Raw genomic sequence first — 25,306 nt, 5'->3', positions numbered from 1 at the left:
GCCGCAGGGAGGAGGTTGCGGCGTCAGGCTATCCGGGGTGGCTGCGGGAGGAGGTGCAGCGCCCGTATGGGGTCAAATCGGTGGCGGCCGGGAGGAGGTGACCGCCACCGATCTGTATTGGACTGCGCCGCAGGGAGGAGGTTGCGGGCCGTCCGGGTCGTAAACCCCAAGGCCAACCAGGGAGGAGGTTGGTGGCCAGGGGGCCTGTCAGAACTGCCGCGGGAGGAGGTGCAGCGTTCCGATCTGAATATCCTGTCGGTGGTGGCCGGGAGGAGGTGACCACCACCGATCTGGGTGGACCGCGCCGCAGGGAGGAGGTTGCGGGCCGTCCGGTATTTTCCAAAGCTTGCCAGGGAGGAGGTTGGCGCCCTTCGGATCATATAGGTAACTGCGGGAGGAGGTGCAGGTTCCCATATTTCTTAAACTGGTTTCAAAACGGCGACCCGGGGAGGAGGTCGGGTCGCCGTTTTGTTTTGCGCGCCCACCGCAGGGAGGAGGTTGCGGCGGCGCGGGTCAGAAACGGTCAGGGAGGAGGTTGACCGGTTCCGAACTGAATTACTTGCCGTAAGCGGCTTCATAAGCGATGGCGCGGATCATCGAGCGGGAGATGCCCAGATCGGCCAGATCGCGGTTGTCGAGCGACTGCAGTTCAGTCATCGTTGTCCGGTACACTTTACGTGCTGCCATTGCTGCGATCATGCGTGCCATCAGGCCGGGTGCTGCTGTCTGTGTTGCGTTTGCGTATGCCATGTTCATCTCTACCTTCGTCGTCTTAAATTTCGGTGCAGTGTCTGTCGTTCTGCTTGTGATGGTTATGTAGGAAGATGCTGCACCTGCACAATGGACGTGTTGGCAATGCCGCTATGCAGCAAATGCAACGTTACCCTAGGACAGTTTTTACGCCGCTCAATCATTGGGCAAAACCTGCGCGCGCCCTTGTGAAATAGGGGGTTGCGGGTTTGGGCCCGGCATCACAGGGTGCCGCAAACGCCATGCACTATGAAGGAAATATGAAAATGCCGACGTCCCGGGACGATATTTTGGCCGCTGTTGCAGGGATTTCGCTGCCGGACGGTGGCACTTTGGGGGCCAGCGATATGGTCCGTGCCATTCAGATTGACGCAGATACGGTCCGCTTTGTCATCGAAGCCCCTGATTCTGCCACCGCCGCCACGCTAGAGCCTGTGCGCCAAGCTGCGGTCGCCGCGGTACAGGCGCTTGCGCCCGGTCAGACTGTCTCGGCTGTGTTGACAGCGCATAGCGCGCCTGCGCCCAAGCCCGAGCCGCCCAGCCTAAAGATTGGCCGTCACCCCACACCGCAGGCCGGCCCTGCGCCGGTGGTCGGCGTTGATCGCATCTTAGCGATTGGATCGGGCAAGGGCGGGGTTGGTAAATCGACCGTGTCTTCTAACCTAGCGGTGGCGCTGGCCAAGAAGGGGCGGCGCGTCGGTCTGCTTGATGCGGATATATACGGTCCTAGCCAGCCGCGCATGATGGGCGTCAGCAAACGGCCCGCGAGCCCGGACGGCAAGACGATCATTCCGCTGCATGCCCACGGCGTCACCATGATGTCGATTGGTCTGATGGTGGACCCGGACAAAGCCGTCGTCTGGCGCGGCCCTATGTTAATGGGCGCATTGCAGCAGATGTTGACGCAGGTCGAATGGGGCGAACTTGACGTCCTTATTATAGACCTGCCGCCGGGGACGGGGGATGTGCAGCTGACCCTGTGCCAAAAGACCAGCGTCACCGGGGCCGTCATCGTCAGCACACCGCAAGACGTCGCGCTGCTGGATGCGCGTAAAGCCATCGATATGTTTAAGACACTCAATACGCCGCTGCTGGGTCTGATCGAGAATATGTCTACCTTCTATTGCCCGCATTGCGGGGAAGAGACGCAGATCTTTGGTCATGGCGGTGTCAGCCATGAAGCAGAGCGTCTGGGCGTACCATTCCTGGGCGCGTTGCCGATTGATCTGGATACCCGTCTGTCAGGGGATGCGGGCACGCCGATCGCTTTGGGCGACGGCCCGGTGGCGCAGGCCTATGCCGAGCTTGCCCAGCGGTTCATTGACGGCGGGATGGCCTAACCGTCCGAATCCCCGGCCCGCGGGCTGGCATGGAATCTCTGTGAACTTAGAATCGGATCGCCCCAAAGGGCGGTCCGATTCTTCTTTCTGGGCCTCAAATTTCCGCAGACTTAGTTATTTTTTAGGATTGACTGCGTCTTGACGGTCACTGGTTTTGCGCGACTCGGACGGGTCCCGAAACTTTTTTGGGGTTTTTGTGAACCCCGCACCACGGTTAATATTTCCACAAGATGTAGGGATTTTTATCCACAGGTACGCAAGATGGCGGCGGGGGTCTGTGGATAACTTCCGAATCACAGACCCGTGAAAACCCCCGGTTTCCCGTGAAGTTCACAGCAATCCCAAATTAGTCATTGCCGCAGCCGGAAGCGTCTGCCAAAACAGTGTCACGGTAACGACGGGCAGACAAACAAGGGGCATCTCAAGAACCCCACCGGCAAAATGTCAGGTTTCATACAGGCCTCGTTTTTACCCAATAAAGCGATCCGGCGCGCGAGCGAGCAGACATCCCCCCAGGTGGTGCGCGCAGTCGGTCCAGCCCTTTCAGGGCAGAAGATGGCGGGTTGAGTAGTGGCAGCTTCTCAATCCGCCGTTTTCACATCTAAGACAGATTTTCGGGGGACGGGCAATCAGAAGGCTACAGGTTGAACCTCTCGTTTACGAGCACATACCAGTCGAAAGTAGACGCCAAGGGTCGCATGTCGATCCCGGCGAAATTTCGACGCGTGATCGAAGCGGGCGACCCGGCCTGGACCCCCGACCAACCCATGACCGCCAAAATCCTTTACGGCAAACACCTTGGCGAAAGCCTGCAAGTGCTGACGGTCGAGGCCTATGACGCCAAGATCGGCCGCATCATGGCGATGCCCGACAGCGACCCCAACAAGAACAAGCTGCGCAAGCTGTACATGGGTTATTCAGAAGACCTGACCATCGACAAAGACGGCCGCGTCGTGCTGGCCCTGCGCCTGCGCGAAAAGCTGGGCGTCGTCGAGGGCGAGCTGTCTTTCATGGGTCTTGGTGAATATTTTCAGATCTGGAAGCTTGAAAGCTTCGAGGCCGACGTTGACGAACCGCTTGATGAGTGGTTGGACGAAATGGGCGAAGATTTCGACCCGATGAGCCTCGTGCCGTAAGGATCCACCATGTCAGATGCACCCCACATTCCCGTCCTGATCAATGCGATCCTCGACGCATGCGCGCCGATTCATGGCACGTGGCTGGACGGTACATTTGGGGCAGGGGGCTATACCCGCCGTCTGCTGGATGCGGGCGCTGAACGTGTCATCGCCGTCGACCGTGACCCGCTCGCGTTCGAGATGGCGCAGGACTGGATCGGCGACTACGGCGACCGGATCGTGCCTGTCGCCGGCACCTTTTCCAAGCTGGACGAATACGCGCAGAACCTTGACGGCGTCGTGCTGGACCTTGGTGTCAGCTCTATGCAGCTTGATCTGGCAGAGCGCGGCTTTTCCTTCATGCGCGACGGGCCGCTGGATATGCGGATGTCGCAATCCGGCTTTTCTGCCGCCGACCTTGTCAACATGAAGGACGAGGCGGAAATCGCTGATATCATTTATCTTTACGGTGAAGAGCGTGCCAGCCGCCGCATCGCAAAAGCCATCGTCGCAGCCCGTCCCGTGACGACGACAGCGCAGCTGGCCCGGATCGTGGAATCCTGCTTGCCGCGCCCCAAGCCGAACCAATCCCACCCCGCCACGCGCACCTTTCAGGCGCTGCGTATCGCGGTGAACGACGAATACGGCGAACTTGCTACCGGCATGGAAGCGGCTGAACGTGCGCTGGCCCCCGGCGGGCAACTGGCCGTCGTGACATTCCATTCGGTCGAGGACCGGATGGCGAAACGTTTCATCCAGACCCGCAGCGCGACAACGCCCAATGCGAACCGCTATGCGCCAGTGCTGGACACCGTCGTGCCCGCCTTTACGCAAAAGACGCGCAAGGCGATTGTGGCGGACAAAGATGAAGTCGCGATGAACCCGCGGTCGCGTTCGGCCAAGCTGCGGGTCGCGATCCGCACCGATGCGCCTGCGCAGCCGATGGATCGCAAGGACATGGGGATGCCGATGATGAAGGGTGACGCGCAATGATGCGAGCCGTGATGTATCTGATGGCGGCGCTTTCCGTCATGGGGCTGGCGTTCTGGGCCTACCAGGAAAACTACGCCACGCAGCAAGCCATCAAGGACGTGCGCCGTCTGCACGCGCAGATTGGTGATGCGCATGAACGGCTGGGGATGCTGCGGGCCGAATGGGCCTATCTGAACCGTCCGGACCGCCTGATTGATCTGGCCGAGATTAACTTTGACCGCCTTGGCTTGCTGCCACTGGGGCCAGAGGCCTTCGGCAACATCGAATCCATCGTTTATCCGCTGCCCGATATTCTGCCCATCACCGATCCCATCGACATTAGATCCGTCACCCCGGGTGGCGGCGAGGACCCGCTATGATCCGCACACCGCTTCGCCCGCTGGCCCGTATCCTTAAAGCCCGTGAACGCGGCGAAGATCCCGGCGCGATTGCCGCCGAAAACCTGCGCCTGCGCCACGAAGCGATTGCCGACAAATCCCGCGCCCGCGCCGAAGGGCGCCTTTTGGTGCTGGGGGCCTTCTTTGCCGTCGCTTTCCTGACCATCGGCCTGCGGATGGGCACCATCGCGAACTCTGCCCCAGAAGAGCCGCGCACCGCCGCGACGGGCAACCCGATCATCGGCCAGCGCGCTGATATCGTCGACCGCAATGGCCGCATCCTTGCCACCAACCTCGAGACACACTCGCTGTACGCCCAGCCGCAGCACATGATCGACCCGCTGCGCGCCGCAAGCGAGCTGAAGGCAATTTTCCCGGAACTCGACGAAGAACGCCTGATCAAGGATTTCACCGGCAAGCGTAAATTCGTTTGGATTCGCAGACAGTTGTCCCCCGAACAGATGCAGCAGGTCCACGACATCGGCAGCCCCGCGCTGCTGTTCGGCCCGCGCGAAATGCGGCTTTATCCCAACGGCCCCATCGCGTCCCACATCCTTGGCGGGGCCAGCTATGGCCGCGAAGACGTCGCCAGCGCCGAAGTCATCGGTGTCGCCGGGATCGAGCGTAACTTCGACAGCTTGCTGCGCGATCCCGCGAACGAAGGCAAACCGCTGCAACTGTCGCTGGACCTTAGCGTGCAGGCCGCGACCGAAGAAGTGCTTGATGGCGGCATGAAGTTGCTGAACGCCAAAGGCGCGGCATCGGTCCTGATGGACATCCACACCGGCGAAATCATCGCCATGGCGTCCTTGCCCGACTTTGATCCCAACAACCGCCCGCAGGTTTTGCTGACCGGCGATCAGTCCGACAGCCCGCTGTTTAACCGCGCGGTGCAGGGCGTTTACGAGCTTGGCTCGACCTTCAAAATCTTTGCCGTCGCGCAGGCGATGGAACTGGGGTTGCTGAACCCCGACACGATGATCGACACCAAAGGCCCGCTGACTTGGGGCCGGTTCCGCATCCGCGACAGCCACTATTTGCCGCCCAGCATGTCCGCGACCGATATCATCGTCGAATCCTCGAACGTGGGCACGGGCCGCATCGCCATGCAGATCGGCGGCGAACGTCAGCGTGCATTCCTAACCTCGCTGGGCCTCGCAGAGGCGACCCCGGTCGAGCTGTCAGAGGCACCTTCTGGTGCGCCGCTATTGCCGAAAAACTGGTCTGAAATCAGCACCATGACGATCAGCTTCGGTCACGGTATTTCCGACTCGCCGCTGCATCTGGCCGCCGCCTATTCGTCCTTGCTGAACGGCGGCACCCGCGTGCTGCCGACCTTGCTGAAATCGGATACGGTCCAGCAAGGTGCCCGCGTCGTGCGTCCAGAGGTCAGCGCGCGCGCCCGGTCCATGCTGCGCCAGGTCGTGACCCGTGGCACCGCATCCATGGGCGATGTCGAAGGTTACCGCGTCGGCGGCAAGACAGGCACAGCTGACAAGCCCAAGGAAAACGGCGGCGGCTATTATGACGACAAGGTCATCGCGACCTTTGCCAGCGTCTTTCCCGCCGACGATCCCAAATATGTGCTGATCGTCACGCTGGACGAGCCGAGCGAGAATTCCGGTGACAAGCCACGCCGCACTGCTGGCTGGACCGCCGTGCCGGTCGCTGCTGAAATGATCCGCCGCGTCGCACCGCTGCTTGGACTGCGACCACAGATTGAAGTCTCTGACGTTGCCAGTGTAACACTCACCTCGAACTGAACGGGCGAGGGCCAAGACATGGCGCAGACAAAAACGCTGGCGGAACTGGGATTAACGGCGCAAGGCGGCCGCAGACCCCAGATTGCAGGCCTGACAACCGACAGCCGCGCCGTGCGGCCGGGCCATATGTTCGCCGCGATGCCGGGCAGCAAAGTGCATGGCGCTGCCTTTATCGCCATGGCGCTGGAAAAGGGCGCAAGCGCGATCCTGACCGACGCGGACGGCGCGCAATTGGCAGCAGAGGCGCTGGCCGGATCGGACGCCGCGCTGATCATCGCCGAAGACCCCCGCGCAGCCTTGGCGCAGACCGCATCGCTGTGGTTTGGACCGCACCCCGACGTCATGGTCGCCGTCACCGGCACCAACGGCAAAACCAGCGTATCCACCTTTACCCGCCAGATCTGGGAGGCGCTTGGCTATCCCGGCATCAACATTGGCACCACCGGGGTCGAAGGCGCATGGTCCGCGCCCCTGCATCACACCACCCCTGATCCCGTGACCCTGCACCGCGTACTGGCGCAAGCCGAAGCCGCTGGCATCACCCATGCCGCGATGGAGGCATCAAGCCACGGCCTAGACCAGCGCCGCCTTGACGGCGTCGTGCTGCATGCGGCGGGCTTTACCAACTTCACGCAGGACCATCTGGACTATCACCACACGTTCGAGGCGTATTTTGACGCCAAAATGGGCCTGTTCACCCGCGTGCTGTCCGAAGACGGCGTCGCCGTCGTGAACTTTGACGATCCACGCGGGCACGAGGTTGCCAGCCTGTGCACCACCCGCGGCATCGAAGTGATCGGCGTCGGTCGCCACCCGGACGCGCGCCTGCGCATCCTCAGCCAGCGGTTTGACGACACGGGCCAAGACCTGCGCTTTTCTTGGCAGGATCGCCCGCATACTGCGCGGCTGAACCTGATCGGCGGCTTTCAGGCGGATAACGTTGCGCTGGCCTGCGGCCTTGCCATCGCGGCGGGGGCTATTCCGGGCGAAGTCTTTGATGTCATGGACCAGCTGACGACCGTGCGCGGGCGCATGCAACTTGTCGCGCGCCGCGATAACGGGGCCACGGTTTTTGTCGATTACGCCCATACGCCGGATGCCGTGCAAACCGCGCTCAAGGCGCTCAAGCCGCATGTCATGGGCCGCCTGATCGTTATCGTCGGCGCTGGCGGTGATCGCGACGCTAGCAAGCGGCCCTTGATGGGGCAGGCGGCGGCGGAAAACGCGGATCTGGTGATCGTGACGGACGACAATCCCCGCTCTGAACGGCCCGAGGATATCCGTGCTGCCGTGTTGGCCGGCGCAAAAGGCACCGCCGAGGTGATCGAGGTCGGCGACCGCGCCGAGGCAATCCTGCGCGGCATCGACGCGCTGGGGCCGGGCGATGCGCTGTTGATCGCAGGCAAAGGCCATGAAACCGGGCAAACCATCGGCGATACGGTGCTGCCCTTTGACGACGCGGAACAAGCCAGCGTTGCTGTCGCCGCATTGGAAGGCAAGATATGAACCCGCTTTGGACCGCCGCTGACGCCGCCCTTGCCACCGGCGGGACGGTCACAGGTGACTGGCATGCGAACGGTGTCTCGATTGACACGCGCACCTTGCAGCCGGGCGATCTGTTCGTCGCCCTTGCTGCCGCACGCGACGGGCACGAATTCGTGGCGCAGGCGCTGGCAAATGGGGCCGCCGCCGCATTGGTCACGCACCGCCCGGACGGCGTGGCGGATGATGCGCCGCTGCTGATTGTGGTTGATGTGCTGCGCGCGCTAGAGGCGCTGGGTGCCGCAGCCCGCGCCCGCACGCAGGCCCGCGTTGTGGCCGTGACCGGCTCTGTCGGTAAAACATCGACCAAGGAAATGCTGCGCGCCGCGCTGACGCCGCAGGGACGTACCCACGCGGCAGAGGCGTCTTATAACAACCACTGGGGCGTGCCCCTGACCCTTGCGCGGATGCCTGCGGATACCGAGTTCGCGATCATCGAAATCGGCATGAGCAACCCCGGAGAGATCGCGCCGCTGGCTAAATTGGCGCGCCCCGATGTTGCCATGGTCACCACCGTCGCCGCCGCGCATCTAGAGGCCTTTGGCGCACTGTCCGGCATCGCTGCCGAGAAAGCCTCGATCATGGACGGGCTAGAGGCGGGCGGCATCGCCGTACTGAACGCCGACCTAGAGACATCGCACATCTTGCTGGACCATGCGGCGGCAGGGCAGCACAAGATCGCAACCTTTGGCAAAGGCGCGGACTGGGCGCTTGGTGATGTGCGCATCACCGACAGCGCGACCGTGATTAACGCCAGCCACAACGGCACTGACTATCTGTTCAAACTCTCTGTCCCCGGCCGCCATTTCGCGATGAACGCCGTGGCCGTGCTGGCTGCTTGCGATGCGCTTGGCGCGGACCCGGTGCAGGCGGCGCAGGATATTGGCCAGTGGCAGCCGCCTATGGGGCGCGGCACGCGCGAAATCGTTGTGCTGGATTACGGCATTGCCGAAGAAACCCTCGACCTGATCGACGACGCCTTTAACGCCAACCCGACATCCATGACCGCCGCGCTAGAGGTCCTGTCGGCCAGCACCCCGCGCGACGGCGTGGGCCGCATCGTCAAAGGGCGCCGCGTCGCGATCTTGGGCGATATGCTGGAACTGGGGCCGGACGAAATCGGGATGCACACCGCGCTTGCGGACGATCCTCATCTTGCCAAAGCGCATATCGTGCATTGCGCAGGGCCGCGCATGCGGGCGCTGTTTGACGCCCTGCCTGCCGATCTGCGCGGCCAATGGGCACCAGAGGCGGACGATCTGGCAGGCCAGGTCGCGCGCCTTGTGGATGCAGGCGATGTTGTGCTGGTCAAGGGATCAAAGGGCAGCAAAGTGTCCCGCGTTGTTGACGCGATCCGCAAACTCGGGCATCGCTCTTGACGATAAAAGCAAGGAAATAACCAGATGTTGTATTGGCTGACAGAGCTGTCGGACGGCGGCGATTTTTTCAATCTGTTCCGCTATATCACATTTCGCGCGGGCGGGGCGTTCCTGACCGCGCTGGTGTTCGGCTTTATCTTTGGTCTGCCACTGATCAACGTGCTGCGCCGCAAGCAAGGCAAGGGTCAACCGATCCGCACTGACGGGCCAGAGGGGCACTTTGCCAAGGCTGGCACGCCAACCATGGGCGGGCTGCTGATCGTCGGCGCGCTGACGACCTCGACCCTGCTTTGGGCGCGGCTGGATAACCCTTACGTCTGGATGGTGCTGTTTGTGACGCTGGCCTTTGCTGCCATCGGCTTTGCCGACGATTACGCGAAGGTTAGCAAGCAGAATACCAACGGCGTGTCGGGCCGGGTCCGCATTGTGCTGGGCCTGCTGATCGCCGCGATTGCGGGCTATTGGGCGGCGCAATACCATCCGGCAGAGCTGACGAACCAACTGGCCGTGCCGATCTTTAAGGACGTGTTGATCAACATGGGTTTCCTGTTCGTGCCCTTTTCGATCATCGTGATTGTGGGCGCGGCCAATGCGGTGAACCTGACCGACGGTCTGGACGGCCTTGCCATCATGCCTGTGATGATCGCTGCGGGCACCTTTGGCATCATCGCCTACTTCGTTGGCCGCGTTGACTTTTCCCTAAGCCTTGGCCTGCACTATGTGCCTGACTCGGGTGAGATTTTGGTGTTCTGCGCTGGCCTGATCGGCGGTGGCCTTGGGTTCTTGTGGTATAACGCACCGCCCGCCGCCGTGTTCATGGGCGACACCGGATCGCTTGCCCTTGGCGGCGCGCTGGGTGCAATCGCTGTCGCGACCAAGCACGAGATCGTCTTGGCCATCGTCGGCGGTTTGTTCGTGGTCGAGGCGCTGAGCGTCATCATCCAAGTGCTGTATTTCAAGCGCACGGGAAAACGCGTGTTCCTGATGGCCCCGATCCACCACCATTACGAGAAAAAGGGCTGGGCCGAGCCGCAGATCGTCATCCGCTTTTGGATCATCTCGCTGATCCTCGCGATGATCGGCCTTGCGACGCTGAAGGTACGGTAATCCAGCATGCATCTGCGGGGGCCCGCCGGTCCCCCGTGATGACCTTCGCTTTAGCATAGGCATTCACCTTTCATTCAGACCTGCGGCCTAAACATGGTGCGGCAGTGACTGGCGAAAGTATGGATGATGCCTGATAACCGTCTCGACCCCGCGTTGGTGACCCCCAGTTACGAAGACGCAGGTCTGTTTAAATACGATCTGTGCAGCTTGAACCTGTCGCTTTTGCCCGGTGTGCGGCGCAATGCGCGGGCTGACTATATTTTTGACGCCATGATTGATGGCAAATACCGCGCGCCTATCTTCTTTGCCGGGCGCAGGGCCAGACAGACCTTTTTAATTCTGGACGCGATGACACGCATGGCCCGCGGCGTCCCGCTTGCTGATCCGGCGGATGATGATCTGCCAGACAGCAACCCAGACCTGTACCTTGCCTATGACGGGCCCAGCATTCCGCTTCAGGTAAATGGCGCATGGCGCAGCCTGGTGATTGAGGATGATCAGGGTTTTGCCCGCCCCATGCACCAGTTCATCGCTGCCGTCTGGACGTTGAACGCAGGAACCGGACCCGGAATGCAATTCGGCGCGCCCCCCGTGCGCTGACGCTCTTGCATCCCGGACCCCGCACAGGGCAATGTCCGCCCAAACAGCCATGGGGTGCGCGATGATACCGGTTCAAGGATATGACGGACGGCAGGTTGCTGTACTGGGGCTTGGCCGGTCGGGACTGGCGACGGCCCGCGCCTTGGCCGCTGGCGGCGCAACGCCGATCGTATGGGACGACAGCCCGCGGGGCCGCGACACGGCAGAGGCTGAAGGCTGGATCGTGCGCGATCTGACCGCACCCGGTGCCTTTGACGGCATCGCCGCGCTGATCGTATCCCCCGGCATTCCGCACCTGTACCCCTCGCCAAACCCCGTCATCGCGGCGGCATGGGATGCGGGCGTGCCCGTGGATAATGATATTGGCCTGTTCTTTCGCTCCTATGCCACCGACGATTGGGATGGGTTCGATGCCGCACCCCGCGTGATCGCGATCACCGGATCGAACGGCAAATCTACGACCTCGGCCTTGATCCACCACATCCTTGTGGAAAACGGCCGCCCGGCGCAATTGGCTGGCAACATCGGCCGCGGCGTGCTCGACATCGACCCCGCGCATGACGGCGAAGTCGTGGTGCTGGAACTGTCGAGCTATCAGACCGATCTGGCCCGGAACCTGACGCCAGACGTTGCGGTTTTGACCAATATCAGCCCCGACCATCTGGACCGCCACGCCGGACTGGGCGGCTATTTCGCCGCCAAGCGCCGTCTGTTCGCCGAAGGCGGGCCGGACCGCTGCGTTATTGGTGTCGATGAAAACGAAGGCCGGTCACTGGCGAACCAGCTGGTGGAAAACTTTGGCGACGACCGCCTGATCCGCGTTTCTGTCAATCGCAAGCTGACCGACGGCTGGACGGTCTTTGCGCGCAAAGGCTTCCTAAGCGAATATCGCCGGGGCAAGCAAATGGCGTCTATTGATCTGCGCGGCATCAAGGGATTGCCGGGCGCGCATAACCATCAAAACGCCTGCGCCGCCTATGCGGCCGTGCGCACGCTGGGGATCGGCCCCAAGGGGATTGAGGCGGCTTTGCACAGCTATCCCGGTCTGCCGCATCGCAGTCAGTTGGTCGCCGAAGCGGGCGGCGTGCAGTTCGTCAACGACAGCAAAGCCACCAACGTCGACGCCGCAGCGAAGGCGTTGCAGGCCTTTCCCGCGATCCGCTGGATTTGCGGCGGTCTGCAAAAAGAAGGCGGGCTTGATGGGCTATTGCCGCATCTTGGCGCGGTCAAAAAAGCCTATGTCATCGGGCGCGAGGCCGAAAGCTTTGCCCGTCAATTGCGGGGGATCGAGGCCGAGATCTGCGGCACAATGGACGTCGCTGTGGCCCGCGCCCGCGCCGATGCGGTGGCGGGCGAAGTGGTGCTGTTGGCCCCGGCCTGTGCGTCTTTTGACCAATACGACAGCTTTGCCGCGCGGGGCGATGATTTCACCGCGCAGGTGCTGGCTGGCATCGCTTAGGGGCGAAAATTGACTGCACCGTTATCGCCCTGCGATGGCGGTGCCTGCGGCCCAGCCCGACGACCAGGCCCACTGAAAGTTATATCCGCCCAGCCAGCCGGTAACATCGACGGCCTCGCCAATAGCAAACAGGCCCGGCACGGTCTTGGCCTCCATCGTGCGGGAATTCAGCGCGGCGGTGTCGATACCGCCCAGCGTAACCTCTGCGGTGCGATAACCTTCGGTGCCGGTCGGGGTTAGCTGCCACTGATGCAGGGCCGTGCCTAAATCGCGCAGCGCGGCGTCCGGCAGGTCTGCAAGGTTTGCCGTTGGCCAGTCCGGCGCAAGGTATTGCACCAATCGCGCGGGCAGGTGGCGCGACAGCACGCTGGTCAGGCCTTTGCGCCCTTCGGTCTGTTTTGCGGCAATCAGAATATCGCCCAGCGGCGCGGCAGGGGACAAATCGACCGTGATCGGATCACCCTCGGGCCAATAGGACGAGGCCTGCAAGATGGCCGGGCCGGACAGGCCGCGATGCGTGAAGAGCAGCGCCTCGGTAAAGCCGGGGCCTTGCGCCGTCACCCGCGCGGGCAGGGCGGTGCCTGCCAGCGGTTTGAAACGCTCGTCCGTAAAGGTGAAGGGCACCAGCCCGGGGCGCGGCGTCACCAAAGGCAGATCAAACTGCGCCGCCACGCGGTAGGCCAGATCGGTCGCGCCCATCTTGGGGATGGATTTGCCCCCCGTGGCAAGGATCAGGTTATCGGCGGTCACGTCAATGTCGCGTCCACCCCGTGTTAGCGTGACGAGGAACATGCCGTCGTGGCGGACCGCGCCAATCGCGGTGTCCAGCCAGATTTTTGCGCCAGCACGCTCTGCCTCGGTCAGCAGCATCTGCACGATTTGCTTGGCAGAGCCGTCGCAGAACAACTGGCCCAGCGTCTTTTCGTGGTGCGCGATCCCATGCGCATCGACCAGCGCGATGAAATCCCATTGCGTATAGCGCGACAGCGCCGATTTCGCGAAATGCGGGTTCTGGCTGATAAAGCGGTCCGGGCTGGTGTGCATATTCGTGAAATTGCAGCGCCCCCCGCCAGAGATGCGGATTTTCTCGCCCGGCGCGCGGGCATGGTCAACGACCAGCGTATCGGGGCCAGCGTGGGCGGCGGCCATCAGGCCGGCGGCGCCAGCGCCAAGGATCAGGGTGTGGACATGCATCCACCGGAACTGGCGCGGAAAACGCATCAAAGCAAGGGGGCAGGGGCGTGATTTTCGCCTGCCGCGCGATTTGAAGTGGAAATGACGCGCAGGCCGGGTTAAGCTGGCGGAATAGATCCGCGGAAAACGCGGACATGAGGCAGTCAAGGCGGTAATACGATGACCGAAATGGTGTATGGCGCGCCGCGCGTTGTGGCAGGTGATCCTGTTCTGCCGCGCTGGTGGCGGACGATCGACAAATGGAGCATGTGCTGCATTTTGGCGCTTTTCGGCATTGGGCTGCTTCTGGGGCTGGCGTCTTCGCCGCCGCTTGCGGCTAAAAACGGTCTTAGCCCCTTTTATTATGTGACCCGCCAAGGCTTCTTTGGCGGCATGGCCTTGATCGCCATGTTTGGCGTGTCGATGATGACCCCCGTGATGGTGCGCCGGCTTGCGGTCATCGGCTTTGCCTGCGCCTTTGTTGCGCTGGCGTTGCTGCCGATTTTTGGCACGGATTTTGGCAAGGGTGCCGTGCGCTGGTATTCCTTCGGCTTTGCCTCTGTGCAGCCCAGCGAGTTCCTGAAGCCCGGCTTTGTGGTTGTCGCTGCGTGGTTGATGGCGGCGGGGCTGAGTGTGGGCGGTCCTCCGGGACGGATGTATTCGTTTATCCTGACGATTGTGATTGTGGCGTTTCTGGCGCTGCAGCCTGACTTTGGTCAGGCCTGTCTGGTGCTGTTTTCATGGGGCGTGATGTATTTCGTCGCCGGAGCACCGATGACCTTGCTGATCGCCCTTGGCGGTGTTGTCGGGGGCGTGGGTGTATTTTCGTATAACATGTCCGAACACTTTGCCCGCCGCATCGATGGTTTCCTTAGCCCCGATGTCGATCCGCGCACCCAGCTTGGCTATGCGACGAATGCGATCCGCGAAGGCGGATTTTTCGGTGTCGGCGTGGGCGAGGGGCAGGTGAAATGGTCGCTGCCGGACGCGCATACTGACTTTATCATTGCTGTCGCGGCAGAGGAATACGGCCTGATTTGTGTGATGGCGATCATCACCCTGTACGGCGTTATCGTGGTGCGCAGCCTGATGCGGCTGATGAAAGAGCGCGATCCGTTTGTACGGCTGGCGGGCACGGGTCTGGCCTGCGCCTTTGGCGTACAAGCGATGATCAACATGGGCGTGGCCGTGCGCTTGCTGCCAGCTAAGGGCATGACCCTGCCGTTCGTCAGCTATGGCGGATCGTCCTTAATCGCGGGCGGCATCGCCGTCGGCATGTTGCTGGCGCTGACGCGCTCGCGCCCACAAGGCGAGATTGGCGATATCCTGATGCGGCGCGTCGGGCGGTGAACGTTTTTCGTAGAAAAATCGTGCAGGCGCGAAGATGGGGGGCCAGCCCCCCGTCCTGCGGACTCCCCCCGGAGTTTATCTGGCAAGGTGAATGGAGGGCGTTATGCCACTCTTGATGATGGCGGCGGGCGGTACCGGCGGGCATATGTTCCCGGCGCAGGCCTTGGCCGAGGCGATGCTGGATCTGGGTTGGCGGGTGAAGTTGAGCACGGATCCGCGCGGCGCGCGTTACGTAGGCGGCTTTCCTGACGCGGTCGAGGTTGTGCAGGTCGATAGCGGCACCTTTGCCCGCGGCGGCGCACTGGCGAAGGTTGCGGTGCCTTTGCGGATTGCGGGTGGATCGCTGAGCGCTGTCATGGCGATGCGGCGGGATCGTCCCGATGTGGTTGTTGGCTTTGGCGGCTATCCGGCCATTCCGGCGATGACAGCGGCGACGTTGTTGCGCATTCCGCGCATGATCCACGAACAGAACGGGGTGCTGGGCCGGGTCAATCAGGTCTTTGCCAAGCGCGTCGATATGGTGGCGTGCGGGACTTGGCCAACTGCGCTGCCGGACGGCGCGACCGGCGAGCATGTCGGCAATCCGGTACGGCAGTCCATTTTGGACCGCGCGGGGGCGGGGTATATTCCGCCTGGCGATTATCCGATGTCCGTGCTTGTCGTTGGCGGAAGCCAAGGCGCGCGGATCTTGTCGGACGTGGTGCCGGCTGGGATCGCGCTGCTGCCAGAGGCACTGCGCCGCAATATTCGCGTATTTCAGCAAGCCCGGGCCGAGGATGTCGACCGGGTGAATGCGTTTTATGCAGCCCGCGGGATCAACGCAGATATTCGCACCTTCTTTGACGATATGCCGACCCGGTTGGCCGAGGCGCAATTGGTGATCGCCCGGTCTGGCGCAAGCACGATTGCCGACCTGACCGTGATTGGCCGCCCCGCGGTGCTGATCCCTTATGCTGCTGCAGCGCAGGACCACCAAAGCGCCAATGCGCGGCAGATGGTGGATGCGGGCGCTGCCATCTTGATGCCGGAAAGTAAATTTAACGCCGAAAGCTTGGCCGAGCACATGGAAACGGTGCTGACGCATCCGTCCGGCGCGCTGCAAATGTCCCGTGCTGCCTTGTCCTGCGGGACGCCTGACGCTACAGCGCGGCTGGTCCAACTGGTGCAGCAGTTGGCGGACGCAAGACACTGATGAACGGAATAAGACGATGATGGCACCGACAAAACTGCCGCTGGACGTAGGCGCAATCCACTTTGTGGGCATTGGCGGCATTGGCATGTCCGGCATTGCCGAGGTGCTGATCAATCACGGCTACCGGGTGCAGGGCTCTGATTTAAAGGCCAGCGCGATTACCGCGCGGCTTGAAAGCCTTGGGGCGAAGATTTTCGTCGGGCAGCGCGCCGAGAACCTAGAGGGGGCCGAGGTCATCGTCATTTCCTCTGCCATCAAGGCGGGCAATCCGGAGCTGGACGCCGCGCGGGCGCAAAAGCTGCCTGTCGTGCGCCGGGCCGAGATGCTGGCCGAGCTGATGCGCCTGAAATCCAACGTGGCCATCGCAGGCACGCACGGCAAGACCACGACAACCACCATGGTTGCCGCCTTGCTGGACGAAGGCGGCCTTGACCCGACGGTCATTAACGGCGGTATTATTCACGCCTATGGGTCCAACGCGCGCATGGGCCAGGGCGAGTGGATGGTCGTCGAGGCGGACGAGAGCGACGGCACTTTTAACCGTTTGCCCGCCACGATTGCAGTCGTCACCAATATCGACCCAGAGCATATGGACCACTGGGGCACGATCGAAAACCTGCGTCAGGGTTTCCTTGATTTCGTGTCGAACATTCCGTTTTACGGGCTGGCCGTGTGCTGCACCGACAATGCCGAAGTGCAGGCGTTGGTGGGCCGCGTGACAGACCGCCGTGTCGTAACCTATGGTTTCAACGCGCAGGCCGACGTGCGGGCGATTAACCTGAAGTACGTCAAAGGCGCGGCGCATTTCGACGTGGCCCTGCAGTCCGAAGATGACGTGATCGAAGGCTGCGTTTTGCCGATGCCCGGCGATCACAACGTATCGAACGCGCTGTCGGCCGTCGCTGTGGCCCGACATTTGGGCATGAAGAAAGACGAGATCCGCGCCGCTCTGGCAGGGTTTGGCGGAGTTAATCGCCGCTTTACCCGCGTCGGCGAAGTAAATGGTATCACCATCATCGACGACTACGGCCACCACCCGACGGAAATCCTTGCGGTGCTCAAGGCCGCGCGTCAGGCCACCGAAGGCCGCGTCATTGCCGTGCACCAGCCGCACCGATACAGCCGCTTGCACCACCATTTTGACGACTTTTGCGCCTGCTTTAACGACGCGGATGTGGTCGGCATCACCGAAGTTTACGGCGCTGGCGAAGACCCCATTCCCGGCGCTGACCGCGATGCGCTGGTGGCGGGCTTGATCCGCCACGGCCACCGCCACGCCCGAGCCGTCGCATCCGAGGACGATCTGGAACGCCTTGTGCGCGAACAGGCCCGGCCCGGCGATATGGTCGTTTGCTTGGGGGCCGGCACGATCAGTGCTTGGGCCTACGGGTTGAAAGACAGGCTGGGCGCGTGATCTGGTCTGTCCTGATTGGCGCGCTTTGGGTGCTGGCGGCGACGATCACCGCCTTTTTGCCAATGCGCTTACAGATGGTGCCGGGGATTGCCTTGCTTGTCGCCGCCCCGGTCTTAATCGTCTGGCTGGGGTTTGATTTCGGTTGGCTGGTCGGTGTGGCCGCACTTTTGGCCTTTGGGTCCATGTTCCGCAATCCACTGCGCTATTTCTGGGCGCGGGCGCGGGGCCAAAACCCGGCGCTGCCGTCCGAGTTGCTGAAATGAGCGCGCCGATCCTGATGGCGCTGATCTGGCTGATTGCTGCGAATGTCGCCGCAATGTTTCCTAGCCGGGACCATCACTGGCGCTTTGCTTACGTCATGATTGCGATTGGCATTCCGCTGCTGGGTTGGCTGACGTGGCAGCAGGGGCCAATCGTTGGCCTGCTGTTTCTGGCCGCCGGGGCAAGCGTGCTGCGCTGGCCGCTGATCTATTTGATGCGCTGGCTGCGCGGGGCAAAGGGACCAAAGTCATCATGAACCTGCCTGACGTACGCGGCACGCTGACGATTGACCGCCCCCTAGCCGATCTGACGTGGCTGCGCGTGGGCGGGCCTGCGGATGTGCTGTTCCAGCCTGCGGATTTGGACGATCTGCGCGCGTTTCTGGCGGCGCTTGATCCCGCCGTTCCGGTGTTCCCGATGGGCGTTGGCAGCAATCTGATCGTGCGCGATGGCGGTGTGCGCGGTGTGGTGATCCGGCTGGGGCGGGGGTTTAACAGCATCGCCATCGACGGTCTGACGGTGACAGCAGGGGCTGCCGCGCTGGACGCTCATGTCGCGCGGCGCAGCGCCGAGGCGGGCGTTGATCTGACCTTTCTGCGCACCATTCCTGGCAGCATCGGCGGAGCCCTCCGGATGAACGCGGGCTGCTACGGTGCCTATGTCGCGGATGTGTTTCAATCGGCGCAGGCGGTTTTGCGCGATGGCACGCTGGTGACACTTGGCGCGGATGATCTGGCCTTTGCCTATCGCTCTAGCACTTTGCCGGATGGTGCGGTGCTAGTTAGCGCCGTGCTGAACGGGCAGGCGGGTGATCCCGATACGCTGGCGCAGCGCATGGACGACCAGATTGCTAAGCGCGACCAAACCCAACCAACCAAGGACCGCACCGCCGGCAGCACCTTTCGCAATCCTGTCGGTCATTCCAGCACGGGCCGCAGCGACGACACCCATGATCTGAAGGCCTGGAAGGTGATAGAGGACGCCGGGATGCGCGGTGCAACCCTAGGCGGTGCTGTGATGAACCCGATGCATGCCAACTTTTTAACCAATGCGGGCGGTGCAACTGCCGCAGAATTAGAAGATTTGGGCGAGCTGGTGCGGAAAACGGTTTACGATTCCGCGCAAATCACATTAGAGTGGGAAATCATGAGGGTTGGCGAACGAACCCCGAAAGATACCACGAATTAACCCTGTATGGGGTGCCACGGACAGGTGGCAAATAACGAAAGACAGGCCGCAAAGGTCTGCAGGATTGGCGGTTGGGTATGTCGAGCAGGACGGATCCCAAGGTAGTTGTATTGATGGGCGGGCCGTCCGCAGAGCGTGAAGTTTCACTCTCGACGGGTCGTGAATGTGCAAAGGCCTTGCGGGATGAAGGATTCACGGTTGTGGAACTTGATGCTGGGGCTGATTTGCCTGCGCGTTTGGCTGCCGAAATGCCTGCTGTCGTCTTTAACGCTTTGCATGGCCGCTGGGGCGAAGACGGCTGCGTGCAGGGTCTGCTTGAATGGCTGCGTATTCCTTACACACACTCTGGCGTGCTGGCTTCGGCCCTTGCGCTGGATAAACAGCGCACCAAAGACGCCTTTGTTGCAGCTGGTTTGCCTGTCGTGAAAAGCGTCATCGCTAATGCCGCTGATGTGCGCGCCGGACATGTGATGCCGCCGCCTTATGTCGTGAAGCCCAATAACGAAGGGTCCAGCGTTGGCATCTATCTGGTGCATGACGCAGGCAACGGGCCGCCGCAGCTGTCTGATGATATGCCGGACACCGTGATGGTCGAGGCTTTCGCCCCGGGCAGAGAGATGACGACCACCGTGATGGGCGACCGCGCCTTGACGGTGACCGACATCCTGACCGACGGCTGGTATGACTATGATGCCAAATACAAGCCCGGCGGCTCGCGCCACGTGGTGCCTGCCGATATCCCGGCCGAGATTTTTGACGCCTGCATGGATTACGCCCTGCGCGCCCACCGCGCCTTGGGCTGCCGGGGCATCAGCCGCACGGATTTCCGCTGGGATGAATCCCGCGGCCTAGACGGGTTGATCTTGCTGGAAACCAACACACAGCCCGGCATGACGCCGACATCGCTGTCGCCAGAGCAGGCGGAAAAAGTTGGCATCCCCTTTGGCACCCTGTGCCGCTGGCTGGTCGAGGATGCATCATGCGCACGATGAAGGAACCGCGCGGCTACGCCGCCACCCCGCGCACCCGTCCGGTCCGCGATCCCGCGCCGTCCAAGTGGGGCTATCGCTGGCAGCGCTGGATGCTGACACCGGGCGTGCGCACGGGGCTTCGCCTTGGCGTGCCAACGCTGGTGATCGGCCTGATCGGCACGGCGTGGTTTTCTAACGACGCCAACCTTGCCGTGGTCACGGACCGCTATGACCAGATCAAGGCTGCCATCCAGCACCGCCCTGAGTTTATGGTCACAGGCCTTGCCATCACCGGCGCGGACGAAGAACTGGCCAGCCAAGTCGCAGAGCTTGTGTCGGTTGAATTTCCCGTCTCGTCTTTCGATCTGGAACTGGAAGCGATGCGCGCCAAGGTCGCCGCACTGGATGCTGTCAGCGATGTTTATGTCCGCGTCGGCGATGCGGGCGCGCTGGAAATCGGCATCACACCGCGTCAGCCCGTCGCCTTGTGGCGCACGGCTGAAGGTTTGCGGATGCTGGACGATAACGGCGTCTTTTCCGGCGACGTGGCGGGGCGCGCTGAACGGCGTGATCTGCCGCTGATCGCTGGCGACGGCGCAAAGGAACATATGACCGAGGCGCTGGCCTTGTTTCGCACCGCCGCCCCCATCGCCACCCGTGTACGGGGACTGGTGCGGATCGGAAATCGGCGCTGGGATATGGTGCTGGACCGCGGCCAACGCATTCAACTGCCGGGTGAAGGCGCAGAGGCCGCATTGGCCCGCGTCATCGCGCTGGAAGACACACAAGATCTGCTGGCGCGCGATGTTATCTTAGTAGATATGCGTAATGAAAACCGGCCAACGGTAAGACTACAACAAGATGCAGTTGCGGCGACACGCAACGCAGTCACGACAGGGGCAAGCAACTAATGCGGGATCTTTACGAAACACAGCGGGCCATGCGGAACGTGCGCAAAGCGGCCATGCAGCGCGGTGTGATTGCCATTCTGGACATCGGCACGTCCAAGATTGCCTGCCTTGTGTTGCGTTTTGATGGACCCGGCCGTGCGGCGCAGACTGACGGCGTCGGCGCGCTGGCAGGACAGTCCCAGTTTCGCGTGATTGGTGCCGCCACAACCCGGTCCCGCGGTGTGCGCTTTGGCGAAATTGACGCGATGCAGGAAACCGAACGCGCGATCCGCACCGCCGTTCAGGCGGCGCAAAAGATGGCCGAAGTCCGCGTCGATCACGTCATCGCTTGCTTTAGCGGTGCGCGTCCCCGGTCCTATGGTCTGGACGGCGCTGTCGATGTTGAAACCGGCATCGTGACAGAGGCCGATATCGGCCGCGTGCTGGCGTCCTGCGAAACCCCTGATTTTGGCCACGACCGCGACGTGCTGCACGCGCAGCCCGTGAACTTTGCATTGGATCACCGCAGCGGCATGGCCGATCCGCGCGGGCAGGGCGGGCAACGCCTCGCCACCGACCTGCACCTGATGACCGTGGACGCGACCGCGATCCGCAATATCTTTTTCTGCATCAAGCGTTGCGATCTGGAATTGGCGGGCCTTGCGTCCTCTGCCTATGTCGCTGGCGTGTCGTCGCTGGTCGAGGACGAGCAAGAGCTTGGCGCCGCTTGTATCGATCTGGGCGGCGGTACGACGGGTATTTCCGTCTTTATGAAAAAGCACATGATCTATTCCGATGCGGTGCGCATGGGCGGCGAACATGTGAGCAGCGACATCAGCATGGGTCTGCAAGTCCCGATGCAGGTGGCAGAGCGGATCAAGACATTCTACGGCGGCGTTGTCGCCACGGGGATGGACGACCGCGAGATGATTGAAATCGGCGGTGATACCGGCGATTGGGAACGCGACCGCCGGACCGTCAGCCGGGCAGAGCTGATCGGTATCATGCGCCCGCGCATCGAAGAGATTTTGGAAGAGGTCCGCGCGCGTCTGGACGCCGCTGGCTTTGAATATCTGCCCAGCCAGCAGATCGTTCTGACAGGTGGCGGCAGCCAAATCCCCGGTCTTGACGGTTTGGCCGCCAAGATTTTGGGCCAGCAGGTCCGCCTTGGTCGTCCGCTGCGCGTGCAGGGGCTGCCGCAGGCCGCCACGGGTCCGGCCTTTTCCGGTGCTGTGGGCTGCGCATTGTTCGCCGCGAACCCACAGGATGAATGGTGGGATTTCGATATCCCGGCCGAAACCTATCCCGCGCGGTCGCTGAAACGTGCCGTGAAGTGGTTCAAAGACAACTGGTGACACGCTAGATTTCGCCGAATCGACCATATGCGGCGAAAAATGCGCGGAAACACGCCATATTTTGTGGGTTAACCGTGCTTTTTGAGTGACGAAACCACAACAACCAGTTAATATCTGCCCAAATACGCGAATTTTGCCCGGTGGGACGGGCCCCTCACATAGACAGGCGGACTGAGCATGACATTGAACCTATCCCTCCCGGGTCACGACGACCTTAAGCCTCGCATCACGGTGTTTGGTGTCGGCGGTGCCGGTGGCAACGCTGTTAACAACATGATCGAGAAGGAATTGGACGGGGTCGAGTTCGTCGTTGCGAACACTGACGCGCAAGCGCTGCAGCAGTCCAAGTCCGAAGCCAAGATCCAGATGGGCGTCAAAGTCACCGAAGGTCTGGGCGCTGGCGCGCGCGCGACTGTCGGTGCTGCCGCCGCTGAAGAAAGCATCGAACAGATCGTTGACCAGCTGGCTGGCGCACACATGTGCTTTATCACTGCTGGCATGGGCGGCGGCACCGGTACTGGTGCGGCCCCGATCATCGCACAGGCTGCCCGCGAGCTTGGCGTTTTGACCGTTGGCGTCGTGACGAAGCCCTTCCAGTTCGAGGGCAACAAGCGGATGAAGCAGGCCGAAGAGGGCGTCGAAGCCCTGCAGAAGGTCGTTGATACGTTGATCATTATTCCGAACCAGAACCTGTTCCGTCTGGCGACTGAAAACACCACCTTCACCGAAGCCTTCGCGCTGGCAGACGACGTTCTGTATCAGGGCGTTAAAGGTGTGACCGACCTGATGGTCCGTCCCGGCCTGATCAACCTCGACTTTGCCGACGTGCGCGCCGTGATGGACGAGATGGGCAAAGCCATGATGGGCACAGGCGAAGCTGAAGGCGAGAACCGCGCCAAAGAAGCTGCGCAGAAAGCCATCGCCAACCCGCTGCTGGACGAAATCAGCTTGAACGGTGCGCGCGGCGTGCTGATCAACATCACCGGCGGTTACGACCTGACCCTGTTCGAATTGGACGAGGCCGCGAACGAGATCCGCGAAAAGGTCGACCAAGAGGCGAACATCATCGTGGGTTCCACGCTGGACACCAGCATGGAAGGCCGCATGCGCGTGTCCGTCGTGGCAACGGGCATCGACGCCCGCGTCCGCGCTGACGACGTGCCCGTCCCGCGCCGTTCGATGTCGATGAACCAGCCGATCCGCAATCCAGAGCCCGCACCGCGCGCCGCAGCACCTGCTGCCCGTGCACCGCAGCAGACCGAAATGCGCGAGCAGCCCGCCGCGCGCCAGCAGCCAGCGCCCCGCGCTGAAGCACCGGCGCAGCGCCAGGCCCCTGTCGCACGTCAGGCCCCTGCGGTTGAAGAGCGTTCCTTGTTTGAGAGCATGGACGATCAGCAGTACGAGCCGATGGATGACGATTACGCTGAAATGCCAGCCGCGACGTCCGACGACCTGCCGCCGCCCGCGTACCGTCCGCAGCCAGAGCCGGAAATCGAAGCCTCTGAAAGCTTCGTCGCGCCGCGTTCCGCTCAGCCCGGCCAGCCAACACCAGAAGCAATGGCCCGTCTGCAAGCTGCCGTGAACCGTCAGCCCAAGACAGCTGCAGCGCCTGCTGCGCAGCGCAATGCTGAACCGGCCCGCGCGGCCGAAGGTGAAAAGCCGCGCTTTGGCATTAACTCTTTGATCAACCGGATGACCGGGCAGGGCGAAGCGCCTAGCGCCCAGCCGTCGCGCCAGCAGCCGCAGGTCAGCGCCCTGCGCGACCAGCCGCGTGCAGAGCCTGCGATCGATCCCGATCAAGAGCGGATCGAGATTCCCGCCTTCTTGCGTCGTCAGGCCAACTAAAAACCATTACACTAAAGTAAGAAGCCGCCCCATCGTGGGCGGCTTTTTCGTTTGTGGGGCAAGGTCTTAGCCTTTGTTACAGGCCATGTTTCAGAACGTTGCAATGTGTGAATTGTCCCTGTGGCACTTGCCGCCTATCTGATGCGTTAACATAGCAAGAACAAACTTAAGTTACGCCAAGGCGGACCCGTCCCATGCAAACGACATTACAATCCGATCTCAGCTTTGACGGCATTGGCCTGCACTCTGGCCGTCCTGCGCGTTTGACGCTGCGCCCTGCGCGGGCGAATATCGGTATTGTTTTTGTCCGCACGGATGCCGCAGGGCAGGGCCGTCGTTTGCCCGCGCTGTGGAATCACGTCGAGGTGTCGCCGCTGAATACCCGCCTGACCGAACGCGATGTTAGCGTTTCGACGATTGAACACCTGATGGCAGCCCTGTCCGGCTGCGGTGTGCATAACGCGATCGTGGAAATCGACGGCCCAGAAGTGCCGATCATGGACGGCAGCAGCGCGGCATTTGTGCGCGGCATCGTGTCCACCGGGCTAACGCGCCTGTCCGCGCCCTTGCTCGCGATCGAGATTTTGGACGAAGTCCGCGCCAGCCACGGCGACGCATGGGCGACCCTACGCCCCGCGACCAGCCTGCAAATCGATTTCGAAATTGATTTCGCTGACGCGGCGATCGGCCATCAGCAAAAGACGCTGAACATGGCGAACGGTAGCTTTGTGCGCGAATTGTGCGACAGCCGCACCTTTTGCCGCAACGCCGACGTGGAATACATGCGCGCCCACGGCCTTGCGCTGGGTGGCACGCTGGAAAACGCGGTCGTCGTTGACGGTGCCGATGTTTTGACCCCCGGCGGTTTGCGTCACGCGGACGAGGCTGTGCGCCACAAGATGCTGGACGCGCTGGGTGATTTGTACACCGCAGGCCGCCCGATCCTGGGTCGCTATACGGGCCACAAAGCCGGTCACAACCTGACAAACGCCTTGCTGCATGCGCTTTTCGCCAATCCCGCCGCTTGGCGTCTGGTGACCTGTGATCACCAAATCGCGGCGCGCTTGCCCGGTGTGGGCGTGTCTGTCGCCGATCTGTGCGCTGTTGCGTGATATAAGGCGCGGGGCTGAATGCTTCACAACTGTTATAGGACGGTCAAAAGGCATTTTGCCCCCGTTTGTTTTCTGTTAGACCCACGAATAACCGGGGGCGCACTGCCTCAATGGGTAGAATTTGCGG

Annotated in this window: 23 protein-coding genes; 21 read left to right on the top strand and 2 right to left on the bottom strand. The window is 62.1% G+C overall.

Translation table 11 applies throughout. The annotated features are described in order from the left end of the window. Positions 1-555 precede the first annotated feature (555 nt). Complete coding sequence (locus BM131_RS01300; protein ID WP_372803805.1) at positions 556-708, bottom strand: DUF1127 domain-containing protein; 153 nt, start codon at positions 706-708, stop codon at positions 556-558. A gap of 308 nt (positions 709-1,016) precedes the next feature. On the opposite strand from BM131_RS01300, the gene BM131_RS01295 reads away from it, so the two are divergent. The 10 genes from BM131_RS01295 to murD all read left to right on the top strand — a co-directional run bounded on the left by BM131_RS01295 (position 1,017) and on the right by murD (position 12,428). Then, the gene (locus BM131_RS01295) at positions 1,017-2,090 is read left to right on the top strand and encodes an Mrp/NBP35 family ATP-binding protein (protein ID WP_090184452.1); all 1,074 of its coding nucleotides are present in this window, start codon (positions 1,017-1,019) and stop codon (positions 2,088-2,090) included. 698 nt (positions 2,091-2,788) lie between these two features. Continuing rightward, on the top strand, positions 2,789-3,226 hold the full coding sequence (locus BM131_RS01290; RefSeq protein WP_090184449.1) for a division/cell wall cluster transcriptional repressor MraZ: 438 nt from the start codon (positions 2,789-2,791) through the stop codon (positions 3,224-3,226). Between the two features lie 9 nt (positions 3,227-3,235). Then, positions 3,236-4,201: a 16S rRNA (cytosine(1402)-N(4))-methyltransferase RsmH gene (rsmH, locus tag BM131_RS01285; protein ID WP_090184447.1), complete on the top strand. Its 966-nt coding sequence runs from the start codon at positions 3,236-3,238 to the stop codon at positions 4,199-4,201. Continuing rightward, positions 4,201-4,560 (top strand): cell division protein FtsL, encoded by a 360-nt coding sequence (gene ftsL / locus BM131_RS01280; protein WP_090184632.1) that lies wholly within the window; start codon positions 4,201-4,203, stop codon positions 4,558-4,560. The genes rsmH and ftsL overlap by 1 nt, the downstream gene beginning before the upstream one ends. After that, positions 4,557-6,341 (top strand): peptidoglycan D,D-transpeptidase FtsI family protein, encoded by a 1,785-nt coding sequence (locus BM131_RS01275; protein ID WP_090184444.1) that lies wholly within the window; start codon positions 4,557-4,559, stop codon positions 6,339-6,341. The genes ftsL and BM131_RS01275 overlap by 4 nt, the downstream gene beginning before the upstream one ends. Positions 6,342-6,359: 18 nt before the next feature. After that, complete coding sequence (locus BM131_RS01270) at positions 6,360-7,847, top strand: UDP-N-acetylmuramoyl-L-alanyl-D-glutamate--2,6-diaminopimelate ligase (protein WP_090184441.1); 1,488 nt, start codon at positions 6,360-6,362, stop codon at positions 7,845-7,847. After that, positions 7,844-9,262 (top strand): UDP-N-acetylmuramoyl-tripeptide--D-alanyl-D-alanine ligase, encoded by a 1,419-nt coding sequence (locus BM131_RS01265; protein ID WP_090184438.1) that lies wholly within the window; start codon positions 7,844-7,846, stop codon positions 9,260-9,262. The genes BM131_RS01270 and BM131_RS01265 overlap by 4 nt, the downstream gene beginning before the upstream one ends. Before the next feature lie 24 nt (positions 9,263-9,286). After that, entirely contained in the window at positions 9,287-10,369 is a 1,083-nt protein-coding gene (mraY, locus tag BM131_RS01260; protein WP_090184434.1) for a phospho-N-acetylmuramoyl-pentapeptide-transferase, read from the top strand. A gap of 126 nt (positions 10,370-10,495) precedes the next feature. Continuing rightward, positions 10,496-10,969: a hypothetical protein gene (locus tag BM131_RS01255; RefSeq protein WP_090184431.1), complete on the top strand. Its 474-nt coding sequence runs from the start codon at positions 10,496-10,498 to the stop codon at positions 10,967-10,969. Between the two features lie 61 nt (positions 10,970-11,030). Beyond that, complete coding sequence (murD, locus tag BM131_RS01250; RefSeq protein ID WP_090184629.1) at positions 11,031-12,428, top strand: UDP-N-acetylmuramoyl-L-alanine--D-glutamate ligase; 1,398 nt, start codon at positions 11,031-11,033, stop codon at positions 12,426-12,428. A 21-nt stretch (positions 12,429-12,449) separates the two neighbouring features. Here murD and BM131_RS01245 read toward each other — a convergent pair whose 3' ends face one another. Further along, the gene (locus BM131_RS01245) at positions 12,450-13,622 is read right to left on the bottom strand and encodes a BaiN/RdsA family NAD(P)/FAD-dependent oxidoreductase (protein WP_090184626.1); all 1,173 of its coding nucleotides are present in this window, start codon (positions 13,620-13,622) and stop codon (positions 12,450-12,452) included. Positions 13,623-13,781: 159 nt separating this feature from the next. On the opposite strand from BM131_RS01245, the gene ftsW reads away from it, so the two are divergent. The 11 genes from ftsW (at position 13,782) to lpxC (ending at position 25,179) form a co-directional block, all read left to right on the top strand. Further along, positions 13,782-14,951: a putative lipid II flippase FtsW gene (gene ftsW / locus BM131_RS01240; protein ID WP_090184428.1), complete on the top strand. Its 1,170-nt coding sequence runs from the start codon at positions 13,782-13,784 to the stop codon at positions 14,949-14,951. 103 nt (positions 14,952-15,054) lie between these two features. After that, positions 15,055-16,143, top strand: coding sequence for an undecaprenyldiphospho-muramoylpentapeptide beta-N-acetylglucosaminyltransferase (gene murG, locus BM131_RS01235; RefSeq protein ID WP_245754097.1), 1,089 nt, complete (start codon positions 15,055-15,057; stop codon positions 16,141-16,143). 16 nt (positions 16,144-16,159) lie between these two features. Then, on the top strand, positions 16,160-17,557 hold the full coding sequence (murC, locus tag BM131_RS01230; protein ID WP_090184422.1) for a UDP-N-acetylmuramate--L-alanine ligase: 1,398 nt from the start codon (positions 16,160-16,162) through the stop codon (positions 17,555-17,557). Then, complete coding sequence (locus BM131_RS01225) at positions 17,554-17,820, top strand: DUF2484 family protein (protein ID WP_090184417.1); 267 nt, start codon at positions 17,554-17,556, stop codon at positions 17,818-17,820. The genes murC and BM131_RS01225 overlap by 4 nt, the downstream gene beginning before the upstream one ends. Then, on the top strand, positions 17,817-18,074 hold the full coding sequence (locus BM131_RS01220; RefSeq protein WP_090184413.1) for a DUF2484 family protein: 258 nt from the start codon (positions 17,817-17,819) through the stop codon (positions 18,072-18,074). The genes BM131_RS01225 and BM131_RS01220 overlap by 4 nt, the downstream gene beginning before the upstream one ends. Further along, positions 18,071-19,006 carry a UDP-N-acetylmuramate dehydrogenase gene (murB, locus tag BM131_RS01215; RefSeq protein ID WP_175499118.1) on the top strand — a complete coding sequence of 312 codons (936 nt, stop codon included), beginning with the start codon at positions 18,071-18,073 and terminating at the stop codon, positions 19,004-19,006. Before BM131_RS01220 ends, murB begins: the two co-directional genes overlap by 4 nt. 71 nt (positions 19,007-19,077) lie before the next feature. Beyond that, a complete protein-coding gene (locus tag BM131_RS01210) occupies positions 19,078-19,998 on the top strand; it encodes a D-alanine--D-alanine ligase (protein WP_175499117.1) in 921 nt (306 codons plus the stop codon). Then, positions 19,986-20,888 carry a cell division protein FtsQ/DivIB gene (locus BM131_RS01205; protein WP_245754096.1) on the top strand — a complete coding sequence of 301 codons (903 nt, stop codon included), beginning with the start codon at positions 19,986-19,988 and terminating at the stop codon, positions 20,886-20,888. Before BM131_RS01210 ends, BM131_RS01205 begins: the two co-directional genes overlap by 13 nt. Next, positions 20,888-22,222, top strand: a complete 1,335-nt coding sequence (gene ftsA / locus BM131_RS01200) for a cell division protein FtsA (protein ID WP_090184408.1) — start codon at positions 20,888-20,890, stop codon at positions 22,220-22,222. Before BM131_RS01205 ends, ftsA begins: the two co-directional genes overlap by 1 nt. A gap of 177 nt (positions 22,223-22,399) precedes the next feature. After that, positions 22,400-24,067 (top strand): cell division protein FtsZ, encoded by a 1,668-nt coding sequence (ftsZ, locus tag BM131_RS01195; RefSeq protein ID WP_090184405.1) that lies wholly within the window; start codon positions 22,400-22,402, stop codon positions 24,065-24,067. 194 nt (positions 24,068-24,261) lie between these two features. Next, positions 24,262-25,179, top strand: a complete 918-nt coding sequence (gene lpxC, locus BM131_RS01190) for a UDP-3-O-acyl-N-acetylglucosamine deacetylase (RefSeq protein WP_090184402.1) — start codon at positions 24,262-24,264, stop codon at positions 25,177-25,179. Positions 25,180-25,306 lie beyond the last annotated feature (127 nt).

It is taken from the genome of Loktanella salsilacus, from assembly GCF_900114485.1.
GTDB classification, from domain to species: Bacteria; Pseudomonadota; Alphaproteobacteria; order Rhodobacterales; family Rhodobacteraceae; genus Loktanella; species Loktanella salsilacus.
The sequence above is the reverse complement of the archived record's forward strand: the minus strand, read 5'-3'. Positions and strand labels throughout refer to the sequence as shown.

What these genes read in the sequence shown, in the direction of transcription:
- BM131_RS01290 (WP_090184449.1), top strand. Translation starts at nt 2,789, where the DNA reads ATGTCGATCCCGGCGAAATTTCGACGCGTGATCGAAGCGGGCGACCCG.
- BM131_RS01300 (WP_372803805.1), bottom strand. Translation starts at nt 708, where the DNA reads ATGGCACGCATGATCGCAGCAATGGCAGCACGTAAAGTGTACCGGACA.
- BM131_RS01295 (WP_090184452.1), top strand. Translation starts at nt 1,017, where the DNA reads ATGCCGACGTCCCGGGACGATATTTTGGCCGCTGTTGCAGGGATTTCG.
- ftsA (WP_090184408.1), top strand. Translation starts at nt 20,888, where the DNA reads ATGCGGGATCTTTACGAAACACAGCGGGCCATGCGGAACGTGCGCAAA.
- ftsL (WP_090184632.1), top strand. Translation starts at nt 4,201, where the DNA reads ATGCGAGCCGTGATGTATCTGATGGCGGCGCTTTCCGTCATGGGGCTG.
- BM131_RS01205 (WP_245754096.1), top strand. Translation starts at nt 19,986, where the DNA reads ATGCGCACGATGAAGGAACCGCGCGGCTACGCCGCCACCCCGCGCACC.
- murB (WP_175499118.1), top strand. Translation starts at nt 18,071, where the DNA reads ATGAACCTGCCTGACGTACGCGGCACGCTGACGATTGACCGCCCCCTA.
- BM131_RS01265 (WP_090184438.1), top strand. Translation starts at nt 7,844, where the DNA reads ATGAACCCGCTTTGGACCGCCGCTGACGCCGCCCTTGCCACCGGCGGG.
- BM131_RS01255 (WP_090184431.1), top strand. Translation starts at nt 10,496, where the DNA reads ATGCCTGATAACCGTCTCGACCCCGCGTTGGTGACCCCCAGTTACGAA.
- murG (WP_245754097.1), top strand. Translation starts at nt 15,055, where the DNA reads ATGCCACTCTTGATGATGGCGGCGGGCGGTACCGGCGGGCATATGTTC.
- murD (WP_090184629.1), top strand. Translation starts at nt 11,031, where the DNA reads ATGATACCGGTTCAAGGATATGACGGACGGCAGGTTGCTGTACTGGGG.
- rsmH (WP_090184447.1), top strand. Translation starts at nt 3,236, where the DNA reads ATGTCAGATGCACCCCACATTCCCGTCCTGATCAATGCGATCCTCGAC.
- mraY (WP_090184434.1), top strand. Translation starts at nt 9,287, where the DNA reads ATGTTGTATTGGCTGACAGAGCTGTCGGACGGCGGCGATTTTTTCAAT.
- ftsZ (WP_090184405.1), top strand. Translation starts at nt 22,400, where the DNA reads ATGACATTGAACCTATCCCTCCCGGGTCACGACGACCTTAAGCCTCGC.
- BM131_RS01220 (WP_090184413.1), top strand. Translation starts at nt 17,817, where the DNA reads ATGAGCGCGCCGATCCTGATGGCGCTGATCTGGCTGATTGCTGCGAAT.
- BM131_RS01270 (WP_090184441.1), top strand. Translation starts at nt 6,360, where the DNA reads ATGGCGCAGACAAAAACGCTGGCGGAACTGGGATTAACGGCGCAAGGC.
- BM131_RS01275 (WP_090184444.1), top strand. Translation starts at nt 4,557, where the DNA reads ATGATCCGCACACCGCTTCGCCCGCTGGCCCGTATCCTTAAAGCCCGT.
- murC (WP_090184422.1), top strand. Translation starts at nt 16,160, where the DNA reads ATGATGGCACCGACAAAACTGCCGCTGGACGTAGGCGCAATCCACTTT.
- BM131_RS01245 (WP_090184626.1), bottom strand. Translation starts at nt 13,622, where the DNA reads ATGCATGTCCACACCCTGATCCTTGGCGCTGGCGCCGCCGGCCTGATG.
- lpxC (WP_090184402.1), top strand. Translation starts at nt 24,262, where the DNA reads ATGCAAACGACATTACAATCCGATCTCAGCTTTGACGGCATTGGCCTG.
- ftsW (WP_090184428.1), top strand. Translation starts at nt 13,782, where the DNA reads ATGACCGAAATGGTGTATGGCGCGCCGCGCGTTGTGGCAGGTGATCCT.